Here is a 16,360-nt window from a genome sequence, read left to right as displayed (position 1 = left end):
TATATATTTTTTAAGTGTTTAGATTGAATCAATTTTTAGGATGAAAAATGGCTCTATCAATAAAGATGCGTTTGGTTCTCATGGGGACTTTACTAGCAGTTGTTCCTACTATCATTGTTGGGCTAATAGTTAGTCATAACGCGCTTAATAAAGGCACAGAAGCGCTGCAACACAATGCTGAAAAACAGCTCGTGTTATCCCGTGACCTCACCGCCGAATCCATCGAAACGTACTTTTCGTTTATTGATCGCCAAATATCCAGCCTAGCCCATAACAACAGCACATTAGCCGCAGCTCATGCGTTCTCAAAAGCGTTTGCCAGCTTCCCAACCGACACCAATCCAGCGGATGATAAAAAGCTCAAGCATTACTATGAACAGCAATTTGATAACAACTTCCGCACCCTTAATGGGGGCCAATCCAGTCAACCAGAAAACCTATTAACCTCCTTAAGCCCAATTGCCAAAGCCATGCAAGAGGATTACATCAGCAACAACCCAGCCCCATTAGGTGAAAAAGATCACTTAACAAGCGCTAACAACAAGACCGCATACGATACAGTTCATCAAGAATTTCATCCGATGTTCCATGAATTTCAACAACGCTTTGGCTTCTATGATGTGTTTCTAGTAGACGCCAACAACGGCCATGTTATCTATAGCGTGTTTAAAGAGTTGGACTTTGCAACGTCATTAATTTCAGGCCCTTATAAAGACAGTGGTTTAGGACAGGCTTTCAAAGCAGCGGCTCATGCCCCTAAAGACACAACGTATCTTACTGATTTCGCGCCTTACATCCCCTCTTACAACGCCGCTGCCTCCTTTATTTCTACGCCTGTAGTGGATAATGGAAAAACCATTGCCGTGTTAATTTTTCAAATGCCGATCGACAGAATTAATTCCGTCATGTCACACCAGCAAAATTGGCAAAACAGTGGCTTAGGGGAAACCGGACAAACCTACCTTGTTGGCAGTGATAATTTGATGCGCAGCAATGATCGCCTATTAGTGGAAAACAAAGCCGCCTTCCTTGAGAAAGCCGGCCAGTTAAACCTTCCTAATGACACATTGAACGCAATCGCTCAGCGTAATACCACAATGAACCTATTAACCGTCGACGGGGAAGGCATACAAGAAGCGATAGCAGGTAAAACAGGCTTTGTGCATGCCAATAATTACCTTGGCGTGCCATCACTCATCGCATACAAGCCTTTAAACATTCACGGCATGCAGTGGGTAATCATTAGCGAAATTAGTAAAGCAGAAGCGCTAAGCTCGGTAACTCAATTACAATCGACGATTTACAAAATGCTGAGTAGTGTCTCGCTGATAGCGCTTATTGTCGGTGCATTGCTAGGCCTGTTAGTCGCAAATATCATTGTGCGCCCTATCAAAGCCATGGGTCATATGATGCATAACATTGCTATGGGTGAAGGCGATTTAACCCAACGCCTGCCAACCAAAGATAAAGATGAACTGGCAGACTTAGCCCAAGGCATTAATACATTCATCGCCCATATCGACAAAACCTTCTCTTCGGTACTGGCTTCTGTTATCCGCCTTAAACCTATTTCAGAGGATATGGCTGACGTAAATGGACAGCTATCTCTCGCCACTGAGCAACAGAAAAGCCAAGCGGAACAAGTAAATGCCTGTTTGTCGGATACCAATGAATCTACCCTACGAGTCAAGGCCGAGCTGGAACAAATCAGCAAGGCAACAACAGAAGGTAACCAAACCGTTCACTCCAGCAGTCAGGTGGTCAACCATGTTGCCCACACTATGGACGAGTTGTCGAACGATATTAGTCTTGCGGTTGATGCCATCTCTAAACTCAAAGACGATACCGACAGAATTGCGGGTATTATTGATGTCATCAATGGCATCTCAGAGCAAACTAACTTACTGGCATTAAATGCCGCCATTGAAGCCGCTCGAGCAGGTGAAATGGGACGCGGCTTTGCGGTAGTCGCTGACGAAGTTCGCTCGCTCGCTTCTAAAACCAGACAATCGACCGATGAAGTAGCCAACATGGTTGAGGCGATTCAAACTGGCACCCTAGCGGTGGTTAAACAGATGGAAATAAGCAAATCCAATGCCGAGCAATCTTCCAAAAACACCGGCGCAGCGACCAATTCATTAACCCAGGTAAAAGCAGCTATGGAGATTATCTCAGGCAAGGTGGAACAGATCTCACATGCTATTGAAAGCCAACAAAACAACTTCCTTGACGTGACTGCCCATTACGATGAAATGAAGCAAAGCTTTGTTGCCATTAACCAACAAACAGAACACTCCACCTTAGTAGGTCATGACGTGATCAAACTAGCAGACGGCATTATTGTTAAGATCGAACAATTTAAAGTGAGTGATGAACATAGGTCTACTGAACGCCGTGACCTGAATCGCCACGCTGATGACCAAGCAACATAGCAGCACGAAACCAAGAAACAACCCGCCCAACAAACTACTCCACTACCTTAACGGGTAGTAGAGTATGTTACATAACCCATGAGTAGGTAATATTTTCTTACAGAACAAAGCCTATTTAGGAATATATTAGGACACTAGCTGTCCGTTACCCTTCTGCACATACCTAACCGATCTGATGGTGATATGATGCCGTGCTTTTTTGATTTGGATCATTCTTCTAAACATAAAAAAAACGAACCATCTTCACCTAAACTGATCGGAAAAATTATGGACAACGCAGCAACGATGGCTGAAAAGCCTCAACTAAATCAACGCTTTGCATTCATTTCCCTCACATCTTTATTTTTTATGTGGGGCTTCATTACCTCTCTTAATGACATACTGATTCCTCACCTTAAGGGTGTTTTTGATCTTTCCTATACCCAAGCCATGATGATTCAGTTTTGCTTTTTTGGCGCCTATTTCATTGTCTCAGTTCCTGCGGGAAATCTAGTAAAAAGAGTTGGCTTTCAGCGCGGCATTGGCATCGGCCTGATGATTGCTGCGGCTGGCTGTCTATTATTTATCGCGGCCGCAAAAGCCCAACTCTATAGTATTTTCTTAGCCGCACTGTTTGTTTTAGCTAGCGGCATCACCATATTACAAGTCGCCGCCAACCCACTCGTCACCATTATGGGGCCATCTCAAACAGCGTCGAGCCGGTTAACTTTGTCACAGGCATTTAACTCTTTAGGCACAACGCTTGCCCCTCTTATTGGAGGCGCTTTAGTGTTTACCGCCGCGGGGCAATATTTAACCAAAGCACAAGAAGCGGAAAGCGTTATTCTTCCTTATATTGGTTTAGCAACTGCGCTGGTTATTTTGGCCATCACCTTTACTCGAATTCGTTTACCTACCCCTGCCAATATTGAAACAGAAAGCCCTCAAACTTCTGATAAGAGTATTTTTCAATATCGCCACTTGATGTTAGGCAGCGTTGCGATCTTTATGTACGTGGGTGCTGAAGTATCCATTGGTAGTTTGTTGGTTAACTTTTTAGGACTACACAATATTGCGGGTCTCGTAGAAGCCGATGCTGCTCATTATGTGGCTTATTATTGGGGCGGCGCTATGGTCGGACGCTTTATTGGTGCCGCCTTAATGCAGCGCATGTCCGCCAGAAAGTTGCTGACAGCAAACGCCTTATTAGCGATAGTGTTGATTGCCAGTACGATTGTTAATGATGGGCAAATTGCCATGTGGTCCATTCTGCTGGTTGGTTTCTTTAATTCCGTCATGTTCCCAACTATTTTTAGCTTAGCGCTTAAAGGCTTAGGCACACAAACCAGCCGTGGGTCAGGATTACTCTGTTTGGCCATTGTTGGTGGCGCCATTTTGCCTGTCATCCAAGGCGCCTTAGCGGACTCAATTGGCCTTCAGATTTCTTTTATCATGCCAGTTATCTGCTACCTATATATAGCTTACTATGGTGCAATAGGTTCAAAAATCCGCACTCGCTAAATACCCAAACGCCCTCCTTGAACCTTTTCAAGGAGGGCGCTTCAAGGTAACCACTCACACACAAATATTATTCCTACCCGCGTCTTTCGCTTGATACAACAACCTATCCGCCACTTTCAAGGCAATATTCAAAGGGTTTTCAGTGCCTAAGGGCACTATGCCAAAACTAGCGGTAATATGAATGTCTTGTTGGTCATAATGAAAATCATAGTTTTCTATGGCTTGACGTATCTTCTCTGCTATCTCTATCGCTTGACTGGAGTCCGTTTCTCTCAGCGCTAACAAAAACTCTTCCCCTCCCCAGCGAGATAACCAGCCCCCTTCGGGAAGCTCTTTTGCTATCAAATCAGCCAATGTCCGAAGAATAAAATCACCACAATCATGACCATATTGGTCATTTATATTTTTAAAATAATCGACATCAATTAACACCAGATGCAATGCCCCCGCTTCAGCATCCTCTAGCCTCTGTTGCATCCCTCGTCTATTTAACAACTGTGTTAGCGGGTCTGTTTCAGCTTGCTCTTGCAACAATCTTGAGGAGTGACGTAACGCTTCATTAAAGCGTCTCATGGAATACTCATAAATAGTCGATAAGAAAAATACCACGATAAAAGACGCCAGTACGCGAAACCTTAAATCTGCATCGTAATGAAACGCCATGCCATAGATGTTCGAGAAAAAGTACAAAATGACGATCAGCAGTAAGGTGAAAATGATCATCTCGATTATTCCGCGCTTAATCCCCTGAATAAATAACGACACCGCAGGAACACAAAATATCCACACATAACCTGTGCCGCTCACGCCGCCGGTAAAGACCAGATACAACATAAGACAGTACAGAGGGTAGATAACAATGTTGCCACACACCCTATAATTCCTAGTTCGCCTTAGGTAGAGCTGGTTGGCACAAAAAATAAATGCAAAGCACAGAAGGGCCAGCGCAAGCCCGATATTGGAACGGTATAATGCAGCTATACCGAGAGGCAAGGTAAATACAATACCAACAATAGAAAAGAGATTAACGATCAAGATACGGCGAATCTGCTCAGAAAATACCTCGCCGGACAACCCCAAATAAAAAATATGGTAGACACACCTTTGTATCCAATTTTTATTAACGTGTTGGCTCTCAGGCAGGCAACCACGAGCTAATTCGCCCATTCCTTTCTCCTTGATTTGCTAGCGATATCCTAAGGCGCTTAGAGTTTCCCTATGGCAGCCTATCAAGACAAATTAACAGAGATTGAGGGCGATTAACAACCAGCAGGATAAAGCCTCGACAACAAGACAGGCACCACAGTTTCTACTCTTAAAATACGCTCTCCTAGATGCACAGACTCCATCCCTGCTGCTAACCACTTAGTCACTTCAAATTCATTCCATCCACCTTCTGGCCCTAAAGCTAAGACACAAGGCTCTTCAATCGCAACCGGGCACACCTGGGCTTTATATGGATGAGCAAGCAAGCCCCTTTTACCAGCAAGGATAGCCGGCAACTGATCTTCCACAAAAGGGCGAAAACGCGGAATCATATGACACACTGGCATCACAGTATCCTTAGCTTGCTCTAAACCTTCCAGCAAAGATTGTTGGATGGAATCCTGCTGCAGTACAGGACTCTGCCAGTAGCTTTTTTCCACTTTTGCCGAGTGAATGAGATAAATCTCTTTCACTCCCATAGCACTGATATTCTGCAAAGTACGTTTGAGCATATTAGGCCGAGGTAAAGCCATTACCAATACCATTGGTAATGGTGCAGGTGGTTTTGCAGATAAGGCTAATGAATGAATATACGCCGGCTGCTTGTCATCTGCCGCTTGATAAACCCCTTCACCAATACCGCCATTCAGCAAGCCTACACGCAACACATCCCCTGTCACGGCTTTAATTACTTTTGAGACGTGTTGCTGCTGACGCTCGGTCAACGCGTAGCCGCCATCATTCACACTATTTTTAGGATCGAGTAACAATAAGTTCATAGATAATAACTGGCAGGAAAGGTAAAAGAAGAAAAGCCGGCACTCACAGAGCGCCGGCTTTAGATATTTTCAATCAGGGCTGGTCGGTTTAGATGCGCTCAGCCACAAAAGATTGAACATCATCCAAACTATTGTCCAGCACACTATAAGACTCTTCACGCTCGAAAAGGTCTTTCATATGCTCTGGCAAGCTAGGTGACTGACAGCCAGCTTTCTCGACTGCTTCAGGGAATTTCACCGGATGCGCTGTCGCCAAGGTAATCATTGGCACAGACTTGTCGTTCCAGCACTGACGCGCAGCTTCCAGACCAATCGCCGTATGAGGGTCAAGAAGGTACTGAGTGGATGCAAATACATCGGCAATCACTTCACAGGTTTTCTTGTCATCCACTTTGTAGCTATCAAAGTTGTCTTTAACAAACGACCAAGCTGAATCATTTAAAGACACATCGCCTTGATTAAAGCGTGCCATTAAGTCATCAATCGCCACCCCATCACGACCATGAGCATCAAACAATAAACGCTCAAAGTTACTGGACACCATGATGTCCATACTCGGCGACAAGGTCACATTCAAAGACTGGCGGCTCATGTCATTTTCCGCGATGACTCGGTGCAAGATGTCATTCTGGTTGGTAGCCACCACCAGTTGATCAACCGGCAAGCCCATTTTCTTAGCAAGGTAGCCTGCGAAAATATCCCCGAAGTTCCCCGTTGGTACAGAGAAAGACACCTTACGATGCGGCGCACCAACAGACAAAGCAGAAGAAAAGTAGTAAACGACTTGAGCCATGATGCGCGCCCAGTTAATCGAGTTTACCGCACCAAGTTTAGCGCCTTTCAAGAAAGATTGATCAGCAAAGCTGGATTTCACCATACCTTGGCAATCATCAAAATTACCTTTCACGGCAATATTGAATACATTGTCATCGATGACCGTTGTCATCTGACGGCGCTGCACTTCAGAAACACGCTCAAAAGGATGTAAAATAAAGATGTCTAAGTGCTCAGAGTGACGGCAACCTTCGATCGCAGCAGAGCCAGTATCACCAGAAGTCGCCCCCAAGATAACCAGTTTCTCTTTACGCTCAGCCAACACATAGTCCATCAAACGGCCTAATAACTGTAAGGCAAAATCTTTGAAAGCCAACGTTGGTCCGCGAAACAGCTCAAGAATCCATTCGTTATTACCTACTTGTACCATAGGCGCAACAGACGCATGATTAAAGCTTGAATAAGCCTCATCAATCATCTTCTTAAACGCATCCGCAGGAATATCACCTTCCACAAAAGGCCACATTACTTTAAAGGCAAGCTCTTGGTAACTTAGACTCGCCCAAGAAGCAATTTCTTGTTCGCTATAATGAGGCAAGGTTTCTGGCACATATAAGCCACCATCACTTGCCAAGCCAGCCAATAGCACATCACCAAAAGACAAGGCTGGCGCTTTGCCACGAGTAGAAATATATTTCATTGTCATTCCTCCTTAAGCCAATGTTTCAACACGAATACGCTGAACAGTACCCGCAACATCTGGCAAGGCTTCAATCTCGGCAATGGCCGCATTCATAGCACGTTCTTTCACGTCATGGGTCATGACAACCAGCGGCACAAGATCGCTGCCTTCACGCTCACGCTGAATCAAGGACTCAATACTAATGCCATTTTTAGATAAAATTTGAGTAATATTCGCCAATACGCCGGCACGATCTTGAATCGTCATATTCAGAAAGAAACCGCACTCAATTTCTTCAATCGGCAAAACATTAACATCTGACAATGCGTCTTCTTGGAATGCCAAATGTGGCACTCTATTGTTCGGATCTGAAGTCAAAGTACGAGCAACATCAATCACATCAGCCACCACAGATGAACCCGTTGGCATCGCACCTGCACCGGCACCGTAGGTCAAGGTAGGACCCACAGCGTCCCCTTTCACCATAACCGCGTTCATCACACCATTAACATTCGCTAATAGTTGCTTGTTGGAGATCAAGGTTGGGTGCACGCGTAGCTCAATACCGTTCTTAGTTCGATTGGCGATGCCAAGGTGCTTAATGGCGTAACCTAAATCACTGGCAAAAGCGACGTCTTCAGAAGTAATGCGACTGATGCCCTCGGTGTAGGTTTTTTCGAATTGCAGCGGAATACCAAACGCAATCGAGGCTAAAATAGTAAGCTTATGAGCAGCATCAATACCTTCCACATCAAAAGTAGGATCCGCTTCAGCGTACCCTAATGCCTGAGCTTCTTTTAAAACATCATCGAAGTCACGGCCCTTTTCGCTCATCTCGGTCAAGATAAAATTACCGGTACCATTAATGATACCCGCCAACCAATCGATGCGGTTAGCAGACAAACCTTCACGAAGAGATTTGATAATAGGAATGCCGCCAGCAACAGCGGCCTCAAAGGCAACAATAACGCCTTTTTCTTGTGCTCTTGCGAATATCTCATTGCCGTGTTCGGCAATCAGTGCTTTGTTAGCAGTAACCACATGTTTGCCATTTTTGATGGCGGTTAGCACAAGCTCTTTAGCAACGGATGTGCCACCAATAAGCTCAAGAACAATATCAATCTCTGGATTATTCACGACATCAAAAATGTCGCGGGTCATGTTCACTCCGGTGGTGTCGCATGCATCGTTATCACGACGTGCACCCACCTGTTCAATGACGATTGAACGACCGACACGTCGTGTAATTTCTTCTGCGTTCTTGCGCAGAATATTAAAACTGCCAGAACCTACCGTTCCCAGCCCACAAATTCCGACTTTTACCGGTTTCAAAACAATACCCCACAGAGATAATTTAATTTTTATACGATGTTCGTTTCCAACATCTAAGCCTTGCCATTATAGCGTTAGAGTGAATTAAACCCAACGTAGAATACGCTGAACAAGGCTCATGTTTAGTGGAATATTTTGCTATAGACCTATAACCCTAGCTCTTTTGCCAAGGAATCAGCAGGTAAGTAACCAGGAATCAGCTGACCATCTTGCAAAACAATACTAGGAGTCCCACGCACGCCAATCGAATTTCCTAAGTTATAGTCATCTGCAACAGGATTCACACAGGTGTTTTCTGGCACGTTTTCACCACCTTTCGCCTTGGTTAGCCAAGCTTTAGGGTCATCAGAACACCAGATACTCACCATTTTTTTGTAACCATCAGAACCTAGGCCAGCACGAGGATAGGCCAAATAGCGCACCGTAATACCCATTTCATTTAGCTTAGGCACTTCTTTGTGCAGCATGCGGCAGTAAGCACAGTCCACATCGGTAAACACGGTAATGTGCGTTTTTTCATTGGGGGCTTTAAAGACAATCATATCAGAAGCAGGCAAAGCTTCGATTGCGGCCAGCTTGGCTTTTTGGGTTTCATTTTCTACTGCGGCCCCTTTTATGTGATAAATATCACCCGTGGTGAAATATTTTCCGTCCGCGGTAACATGCAATGCAGGGCCATCTTTTAACGTAACAGTGTATAGGCCAGAACCTGAATGCAATTGCACATTTTCAATACTGTACTGGGGAAGAGCTTGTTGAATCGCCGTTTCTACTTCGGCTTTACCAGCGAAGGCGAGAGAAGAAAATAATACAGGAAGGGTGCTAATTATTGCGTAGCGTGAAAACAGCGGAAGGAAGCGCTTCATTGAATACCTCAAGCAAATAGGAGTAAACAATATTAGGCCACAACCACAGGGGGAAGTTCCATAAAAAAAGGCGACTTACGTCGCCTTTTTTAAACACAGAAAAATTAACGTTTAGCCAATTTCTCTTTAATACGTGCAGATTTACCAGAACGCTCGCGTAGGTAGTAGATCTTAGCCTGACGCACGTCACCGCGACGTTTAACTTCGATGCTATCAACAATTGGGCTGTATGTTTGGAAAGCACGCTCAACACCGATACCGCTAGAGATTTTACGAACGGTAAATGCTGAGTTAAGACCGCGGTTACGCTTAGCAATTACAACACCTTCATAGGCCTGTAGACGCTCGCGTGAACCTTCTTTAACTTTAACTTGAACGACAACAGTGTCACCAGGACCGAAGGCTGGGACTTCTTTTGTCATCTGTTCAGCTTCAAGCTGCTGAATCAGTTTAGTTTTATTACTCATGGATGTGACTCCTAATGATATGGTTTCTTGCCAAGCGAAGGTTCTTCTCTTTAGCAAGCTCGCAATTCCTACTCTGCCGAGGTTGAATCTTCAGTTTCGCGAATAAACTCTTCTAACAACAACTGCTGTTCCTTGTCCAACTCAAGGTCTTGCAGAAGGTCTGGCCGGCGCTGAAAAGTTCTTCCGAGCTTTTGCTTTAATCGCCAGCGTCTAATCTCCTCATGGTTGCCACTAAGTAAAACCGAAGGGACAGATTCACCATCTAACACTTCTGGTCTTGTGTAGTGCGGGCAATCCAACAAACCATCAGCAAATGAATCCTCATCTGCCGAAGCCTGCTTTCCTAGCACCCCTGGAACCATACGAAGTACAGCATCCATTAGCACCATAGCCGGCAACTCACCACCACTTAGAACAAAGTCGCCAATTGACCATTCCTCATCAATCTCAGATTGAATCAAACGTTCATCAACGCCTTCATAACGACCTGCTACCAGAATAAATTCTGCTTGTTTAGCAAGTTGTTGCACGCCTTCTTGCGTCAGCGTACGCCCTTGAGGGGATAGATAAATAACTTTTGCGTTAGGCACCAATAACTTGGCGCTTGTAATCGCATCTTTGAGAGGCTGAACTTTCATCAGCATCCCAGGACCACCACCATAAGGTCGGTCATCTACTGTTTTATGTCTGTCATGAGTAAAATCTCGCGGATTAATAAAATCCATCGATACCAACCCAGACTTAATGGCTCTGCCCGTTACACCGTATTGGGTAATGGCTTGAAACATCTCCGGAAAAAGCGATATAACACTGACCTTCACATTATGACTCCAGCTTTGCGCTTAAAATTCTGGATCCCAATCAACGACCATTTGCTGTTGCTCTAGATTAATATCCAAAACAAAAGACCCTGGCGCATAGGGGATCAAGCGTTCTTCGCGATCAAAACTGCCTTCACATGCACGGACAACAATGACATCATTCGCACCGGTTTCCATAAGTTGAGAAACCTTCCCCAAGAGGACACCCTCTTTGGTTGTAACCCTAAGACCTTCCAGCTGACTCCAGTAATAATCACCTTCCTCTAACGCTGGTAGCTCTTTAGCATCAATGTAGATATCCATACCGCAAATTTCTTTTACAAGATCTCTGTCGTTATAGCCTTTCACTGATGCAACCAAACCACGACCTTGCAATCGTCCTTGGCTTAATTCAACGGTTTTCCACCCACTAGGGGTTTTCAACCACCAATGCTTGTAATCAAAGATCCCTTGCATTGGGTCGGTGTGTGAATATAACTTCACCCACCCTTTAACACCGTAAACCGATGTAATGCGTCCAACCACAAGGGCTTGCTCAGGAGCGGCCGCTTGTTTTAATTCAGACATAGCATTACCTCAGTATTAAGCGTTTTTGCTAGCATCTTTTACAAGCTGCGCAGCACGGTCAGAAAGTTGAGCGCCTTGGCTAACCCAGTGGTTTACGCGATCTAGATCGATGCGTAGACGTTCTTCTTGACCACGAGCTACAGGGTTAAAGAAACCCAAACGCTCGATGTAACGACCATCACGTGCACGACGGCTATCAGCCACGTTCAAGTGATAGAATGGGCGCTTCTTAGAGCCACCACGAGAAAGACGAATAGTTACCATATTATTGGTTCCTTATTGCTTAACGAAACGCCTCTTGCCGAGTCGATTTTTGACTCATACTACAAGAGGGCGGCATATTCTAGTCGATTAACTAGAAAAACAAAAGGGCGAATTGCTCGCCCAGACATTAAAAACGACAGTTTTTTAACTGCCGTTAATAAAAACAACAAGATACGGCTATAGCTTAGGGAATCCACCGCCACCTGGCATACCACCACCTGGCATCATTCCACCTAAACCGCGCATCATTTTTTTCATTCCGCCTTTTGCGGTCATCTTTTTCATCATCTTCTGCATTTGCTTATGCTGCTTCAAAAGACGATTAAGATCTTGTATCTGCAAACCGGCGCCGGCGCTGATACGTTTTTTTCGTGAACCATTGATTACATCAGGATTGCGACGTTCCGCTGGTGTCATTGAGTTAATCAAAGACTCCATTTGGACAAACATCTTATCGTTTACTTTATCCTGAATATTGCCCAACTGCCCCATTCCTGGAAGCTTATCCAACATGGAACTCATACCGCCCATGTTTTTCATTTGCTGCAGTTGTTCTTTGAAATCTTCTAGATCGAAGCCTTTGCCCTTTTTGAGTTTCCCCGCCAGCTTTTCGGCTTTTTCTTTATCGATCTTTTGCTCAGCTTCCTCAATCAAGGAAAGCATGTCGCCCATTCCTAGAATACGAGAAGCTAAACGGTCTGGATGGAAAGGCTCCAACGCATCGGTTTTTTCACCCACACCTAAGAATTTAATCGGCTTACCAGTAATATGACGTACTGATAAGGCGGCACCGCCACGGGCGTCACCGTCTGTTTTGGTCAACACCACGCCAGTTAACGGCAGCACATCACCAAACGCCTTTGCTGTATTCGCCGCATCTTGACCTGTCATTGCATCCACAACGAACAAGGTTTCGATCGGATTAATCGCAGCATGCAGTGCTTTGATTTCCGCCATCATAGCGTCGTCTATTGCTAAACGACCCGCGGTATCAACAATCAGTACGTCTTTATGGGCTTTACGCGCATAATCGATCGCATTGTTCGCAATATCAATCGGCTGTTGAGAGATGTCACTTGGGATAAAGTCGACACCAACTTCACCAGCCAAGGTTTCCAACTGTTTAATCGCCGCTGGACGATAAACATCCGCACTCACTACTGAGACAGATTTTTTCTCCCGCTCAGTCAAGTATTTGGCTAATTTGGCAGCCGATGTGGTTTTACCTGCACCTTGTAGACCAGCCAACAAAATAACCGCAGGACGCGCAACACGGAGGTTTAAGCCATCGTTCGCCTCACCCATGACTTTTTCAAGTTCTTGCTTAACGATTTTTAAGAAAACTTGGCCAGGACTTAAGCTTTTGGTAACTTCGGTTCCCACCGCGCGTTCTTTAACCGCAGCGATGAAATCCTTAACAACAGGCAGCGCAACATCGGCTTCTAGCAGTGCCATTCGCACATCGCGAAGCACATCTTTGATATTGTCTTCTGTTAATTTAGCGCGACCTCGAATACGATCAAGCGAGGAGGTTAAGCGATTCGATAAATTGTCGAACATATTGCCCTCAAATTTTTTGTCCTATATGGAAAAAACCGAGTTTCACGGTTTATCCAAGGTGAAATTCCCCCTATTATAACGGATAAATGATTATCACCCTATACCTTTACTCTATGGATCCTTTAGTTTCATGACTCAATTATCGCTTTGGCTTGCTTGTACTGCCTGCTTGATTGCTAGTTTGGCTTATTATTTTCGCCCTCAAGCCCGCACCACTCAACTGTTTGGGGCGGTAGCGATAGTCATACACACCTTTTCTTTAAGCCAATCTCTATTCCACCAAGATGGCTTTAACTTTTTAACCATTGGGCTATTAATTGCAGCCATTGGCAACGCATTCCTCTGGCTGAGTAACCGAGACAAAGACATTTCACTGCTGCTGGCCATCGCATTCCCACTCACCGCGATTATTATTGCACTTAATGCCATTGAGCCTTGGCAACTAAAACAGTTGCACAGCGAGTCCTGGGGAACCAGCGCACACATCCTAATTGCTTCCGTGGCTTACAGCTTGTTTACTGCCGCTTGTGGGGTTGGTATTTTGCTCGCAATTCAAGAGTATCAGCTCAAGCACCATCGCCTACGACAACTACTAAGAGTGCCGCCATTACAAGTATTAGAAAGCCTGATGTTCGAGTTTATTTGGGCGGCCTTCATCTTGCTGACAGTAACCATTGCAACGGGCTTTTACTTTATTGAAGATATGTTTGCACAACACTTGGTGCATAAAACATTCTTTACCATTGCCTCTTGGATCGTGTTTGCGGGCTTATTACTCGGACGGCACTTTGCAGGTTGGCGTGGCCAATTAGCTGTTAAATTAACACTTAGCGGCTTCTTTTTATTGATGCTGGCGTATTTTGGTAGCAAGATTGTGTTACAAATTTTACTTCATTAGCCCATGATGTACGAAAGTCGTTTGACAGCGACTTTTTAAGCACTAATAATCCGTTTATCTTAACAATTGAGGCAATCCCTTTTTGAACGATGTTCCCTTAGGTATTCTTACTGGAATACTAATTTCTCTTATCTTTCTTTCTGCGTTCTTTTCCAGTTCTGAAACTGGCATGTTATCGCTGAACAAATATCGACTTAAACATTTGGTTAAGAGCAAAAACCGCTCCGCCATTAAAGTCAGCACGTTATTAGAAAGACCTGATCGCTTAATTGGTTTAATCCTAATCGGAAATAACTTCGTCAATATTTTGGCATCCGCTATTGCCACTATCATCGCGGTTCGCATTTGGGGTGATGCTGGGGTCGCTATTGCCACGGCTGCGCTTACTGTAATAGTGCTGATCTTTGCTGAAGTAACGCCAAAGACACTGGCCGCGATCCACCCTGAAAAGATCGCCTTTCCTGCGGCTTGGATCCTTGCGGTGCTGCTGAAAATCTTTTACCCCGCGGTATTTTTTATCAATATGTTGTCCAATGGTCTGTTACGCCTAGTTGGTGTCAACGCAGCACAGCGAAATCACGACACACTGGACTCTGAAGAGCTTAGAACCGTGGTCAATGAGGCCAGCGGCTTAATTCCAGCCGCTCACCAAGAAATGCTGATTTCTATTTTAGATTTAGAGAAAGTCTCAGTAGAAGACATCATGATCCCTCGTAACGAGGTAGTCGGCATTGATATTGAAGACTCTATTGAAGAAATTATTGAACAAATTTGTCAAAGCCGTCATACCCGCATGCCAGTCTACAATGGCGAAATAAACAAAGTCATTGGCATCTTACACGCACGCCATGCAGCGGTTTTCTTGCGCGAGCAAGCACCATCTAAAGCCGCTCTGTTAAAAGCCACTGTAGAGCCTTACTTTATCCCTGAAAGCACCTCTCTAAACACAGTGTTGTTAAACTTCCAAAAAGACCACCAGCAAATGGGCATAGTGGTAGACGAATACGGTGATGTGCAAGGCATTGCGGCACTAGAAGATGTGTTAGAAGAAATCGTTGGTGAATTCACCCCACCCACCCAGGAAGAAGAAGACGAAATACAGCCCCTGGACGATGGTTCCTTTAAAGTTGATGGTTCCGCTCACATCCGCGACATCAATAAAACCCTTGAATGGCACCTTCCAACCGATGGGCCGAAGACCCTCAACGGGTTAATTATTGAAACGCTAGAATTTATTCCAGAGCACCCCATTAGTTTGCAAGTGGACCACTATCTTATCGAGATTCAAGAGATCGAAGACAAGGTTGTGAAATACGCAAAATTGAAGTTAAAACACTAAGGACATCATCATGAGATATTGCCCACAATGCGGCCACGCAGTCAACATGATCATTCCTGCGGACGACAATCGCGTTCGCGCTGTGTGCCCCCACTGTGAGCATATCGATTATGATAACCCGCGCCTGATTACTGGCACCATTCCTATGTACCAAGGCAAGCTATTACTCTGCCGTCGTAACATAGAGCCAAGACTGGGTTATTGGACACTGCCAGCAGGGTTTATGGAAAACCAAGAGACCACCAGCGAAGGCGCCCTTAGAGAAACCCTTGAAGAAAGTGGCTCACAGGCGATTTGCCGACAAGCTTTCAGCATGATCAGCATTCCTCACATCAATCAAATTCATTTGTTTTATTTAGCTGACTTACTAAAGGATGATTTTCACGCCACCTCAGAAAGCTCTGAAGTTGCGCTATTTGAGCTATCTGATATCCCCTGGGATGAACTCGCCTTCTCGAGTGTTACCAGAACACTCGAGCTCTTTATTGAAGACCACAAAACCGGCCACTATAGCTTTCATGAAGACACGCTCATTATTAACACTCTGTCTGAATAAAGTGATAAGCCACCTCTTCGTAGGGATGCGCTGCCAATAACGCATCCCTGACGCTGGTTTTAAGCGCTGTATGAAGCACCATCTCGACTCGATATTCTGCGACTTTTTCTATTTCACCTGCATTCCCTATAAAAGGCGCTGCATTTAGATTTGGGCGAAACTGCCCTTCGCCTTTCACTTGCCAACAACACTGCTCGTAATCGCCGATCGAACCCGCCCCAGCCGAGAACACGGCATTTTTCACCTCGTCCAAATGGGTTTCTGGCACATAAAAGACCAATGAGTACATATCCTCTCTCCTACAACTAACATCAAGC

The 16,360-nt window shown here is 44.9% G+C and carries 16 protein-coding genes; 5 read left to right on the top strand and 11 right to left on the bottom strand.

Annotation, left to right across the window (positions count from 1 at the left end):
* The first annotated feature begins 47 nt into the window (after positions 1-47).
* Both DFP81_RS15665 and DFP81_RS15660 read left to right on the top strand, forming a co-directional pair.
* Positions 48-2,432 (top strand): methyl-accepting chemotaxis protein, encoded by a 2,385-nt coding sequence (locus tag DFP81_RS15665; protein ID WP_115898835.1) that lies wholly within the window; start codon positions 48-50, stop codon positions 2,430-2,432.
* 267 nt (positions 2,433-2,699) lie between these two features.
* Positions 2,700-3,932, top strand: a complete 1,233-nt coding sequence (locus DFP81_RS15660) for a sugar MFS transporter (protein WP_115898858.1) — start codon at positions 2,700-2,702, stop codon at positions 3,930-3,932.
* A 54-nt stretch (positions 3,933-3,986) separates the two neighbouring features.
* Here the strand turns inward: DFP81_RS15660 and DFP81_RS15655 are convergent, their stop codons facing one another.
* The 10 genes from DFP81_RS15655 to ffh form a co-directional block, all read right to left on the bottom strand.
* On the bottom strand, positions 3,987-5,099 hold the full coding sequence (locus DFP81_RS15655) for a GGDEF domain-containing protein (RefSeq protein ID WP_115898834.1): 1,113 nt from the start codon (positions 5,097-5,099) through the stop codon (positions 3,987-3,989).
* A gap of 92 nt (positions 5,100-5,191) precedes the next feature.
* The gene (locus tag DFP81_RS15650) at positions 5,192-5,917 is read right to left on the bottom strand and encodes a 16S rRNA (uracil(1498)-N(3))-methyltransferase (protein ID WP_115898833.1); all 726 of its coding nucleotides are present in this window, start codon (positions 5,915-5,917) and stop codon (positions 5,192-5,194) included.
* Between the two features lie 88 nt (positions 5,918-6,005).
* Complete coding sequence (thrC, locus tag DFP81_RS15645; RefSeq protein ID WP_115898832.1) at positions 6,006-7,391, bottom strand: threonine synthase; 1,386 nt, start codon at positions 7,389-7,391, stop codon at positions 6,006-6,008.
* A 12-nt stretch (positions 7,392-7,403) separates the two neighbouring features.
* Entirely contained in the window at positions 7,404-8,705 is a 1,302-nt protein-coding gene (locus DFP81_RS15640; protein WP_115898831.1) for a homoserine dehydrogenase, read from the bottom strand.
* Between the two features lie 146 nt (positions 8,706-8,851).
* Positions 8,852-9,571 (bottom strand): thioredoxin fold domain-containing protein, encoded by a 720-nt coding sequence (locus tag DFP81_RS15635; RefSeq protein ID WP_115898830.1) that lies wholly within the window; start codon positions 9,569-9,571, stop codon positions 8,852-8,854.
* Positions 9,572-9,675: 104 nt separating this feature from the next.
* The gene (gene rplS / locus DFP81_RS15630; protein WP_115898829.1) at positions 9,676-10,038 is read right to left on the bottom strand and encodes a 50S ribosomal protein L19; all 363 of its coding nucleotides are present in this window, start codon (positions 10,036-10,038) and stop codon (positions 9,676-9,678) included.
* Between the two features lie 68 nt (positions 10,039-10,106).
* Positions 10,107-10,859 (bottom strand): tRNA (guanosine(37)-N1)-methyltransferase TrmD, encoded by a 753-nt coding sequence (trmD, locus tag DFP81_RS15625; RefSeq protein WP_115898828.1) that lies wholly within the window; start codon positions 10,857-10,859, stop codon positions 10,107-10,109.
* 21 nt (positions 10,860-10,880) lie between these two features.
* Positions 10,881-11,426, bottom strand: a complete 546-nt coding sequence (gene rimM / locus DFP81_RS15620) for a ribosome maturation factor RimM (protein WP_115898827.1) — start codon at positions 11,424-11,426, stop codon at positions 10,881-10,883.
* A 15-nt stretch (positions 11,427-11,441) separates the two neighbouring features.
* Positions 11,442-11,690 (bottom strand): 30S ribosomal protein S16, encoded by a 249-nt coding sequence (rpsP, locus tag DFP81_RS15615; protein WP_012071436.1) that lies wholly within the window; start codon positions 11,688-11,690, stop codon positions 11,442-11,444.
* A gap of 177 nt (positions 11,691-11,867) precedes the next feature.
* Positions 11,868-13,250, bottom strand: coding sequence for a signal recognition particle protein (gene ffh, locus DFP81_RS15610; RefSeq protein ID WP_115898826.1), 1,383 nt, complete (start codon positions 13,248-13,250; stop codon positions 11,868-11,870).
* 130 nt (positions 13,251-13,380) lie between these two features.
* On the opposite strand from ffh, the gene DFP81_RS15605 reads away from it, so the two are divergent.
* From DFP81_RS15605 to DFP81_RS15595, 3 genes are all read left to right on the top strand, one after another.
* Positions 13,381-14,148, top strand: a complete 768-nt coding sequence (locus DFP81_RS15605; RefSeq protein ID WP_115898825.1) for a cytochrome C assembly family protein — start codon at positions 13,381-13,383, stop codon at positions 14,146-14,148.
* A gap of 82 nt (positions 14,149-14,230) precedes the next feature.
* Complete coding sequence (locus tag DFP81_RS15600) at positions 14,231-15,487, top strand: HlyC/CorC family transporter (protein ID WP_115898824.1); 1,257 nt, start codon at positions 14,231-14,233, stop codon at positions 15,485-15,487.
* Positions 15,488-15,497: 10 nt separating this feature from the next.
* Positions 15,498-16,043 carry an NUDIX hydrolase gene (locus tag DFP81_RS15595; protein ID WP_115898823.1) on the top strand — a complete coding sequence of 182 codons (546 nt, stop codon included), beginning with the start codon at positions 15,498-15,500 and terminating at the stop codon, positions 16,041-16,043.
* On the opposite strand, the gene DFP81_RS15590 is transcribed toward DFP81_RS15595, so the two are convergent.
* Entirely contained in the window at positions 16,024-16,332 is a 309-nt protein-coding gene (locus DFP81_RS15590) for a YqfO family protein (RefSeq protein WP_115898822.1), read from the bottom strand. The genes DFP81_RS15595 and DFP81_RS15590 overlap by 20 nt on opposite strands.
* Positions 16,333-16,360: the final 28 nt, after the last annotated feature.

It is taken from the genome of Marinomonas pollencensis (assembly GCF_003387375.1).
GTDB classification, from domain to species: Bacteria; Pseudomonadota; Gammaproteobacteria; order Pseudomonadales; family Marinomonadaceae; genus Marinomonas; species Marinomonas pollencensis.
The sequence above is the reverse complement of the archived record's forward strand: the minus strand, read 5'-3'. Positions and strand labels throughout refer to the sequence as shown.

Bases quoted from the DNA above. Each gene is read 5' to 3' on its own strand.
- rpsP (WP_012071436.1), bottom strand. From the start codon at position 11,690: ATGGTAACTATTCGTCTTTCTCGTGGTGGCTCTAAGAAGCGCCCATTC.
- thrC (WP_115898832.1), bottom strand. From the start codon at position 7,391: ATGAAATATATTTCTACTCGTGGCAAAGCGCCAGCCTTGTCTTTTGGT.
- DFP81_RS15660 (WP_115898858.1), top strand. From the start codon at position 2,700: ATGGACAACGCAGCAACGATGGCTGAAAAGCCTCAACTAAATCAACGC.
- DFP81_RS15635 (WP_115898830.1), bottom strand. From the start codon at position 9,571: ATGAAGCGCTTCCTTCCGCTGTTTTCACGCTACGCAATAATTAGCACC.
- rplS (WP_115898829.1), bottom strand. From the start codon at position 10,038: ATGAGTAATAAAACTAAACTGATTCAGCAGCTTGAAGCTGAACAGATG.
- DFP81_RS15605 (WP_115898825.1), top strand. From the start codon at position 13,381: ATGACTCAATTATCGCTTTGGCTTGCTTGTACTGCCTGCTTGATTGCT.
- DFP81_RS15655 (WP_115898834.1), bottom strand. From the start codon at position 5,099: ATGGGCGAATTAGCTCGTGGTTGCCTGCCTGAGAGCCAACACGTTAAT.
- DFP81_RS15590 (WP_115898822.1), bottom strand. From the start codon at position 16,332: ATGTACTCATTGGTCTTTTATGTGCCAGAAACCCATTTGGACGAGGTG.
- DFP81_RS15595 (WP_115898823.1), top strand. From the start codon at position 15,498: ATGAGATATTGCCCACAATGCGGCCACGCAGTCAACATGATCATTCCT.
- rimM (WP_115898827.1), bottom strand. From the start codon at position 11,426: ATGTCTGAATTAAAACAAGCGGCCGCTCCTGAGCAAGCCCTTGTGGTT.
- DFP81_RS15650 (WP_115898833.1), bottom strand. From the start codon at position 5,917: ATGAACTTATTGTTACTCGATCCTAAAAATAGTGTGAATGATGGCGGC.
- DFP81_RS15665 (WP_115898835.1), top strand. From the start codon at position 48: ATGGCTCTATCAATAAAGATGCGTTTGGTTCTCATGGGGACTTTACTA.
- ffh (WP_115898826.1), bottom strand. From the start codon at position 13,250: ATGTTCGACAATTTATCGAATCGCTTAACCTCCTCGCTTGATCGTATT.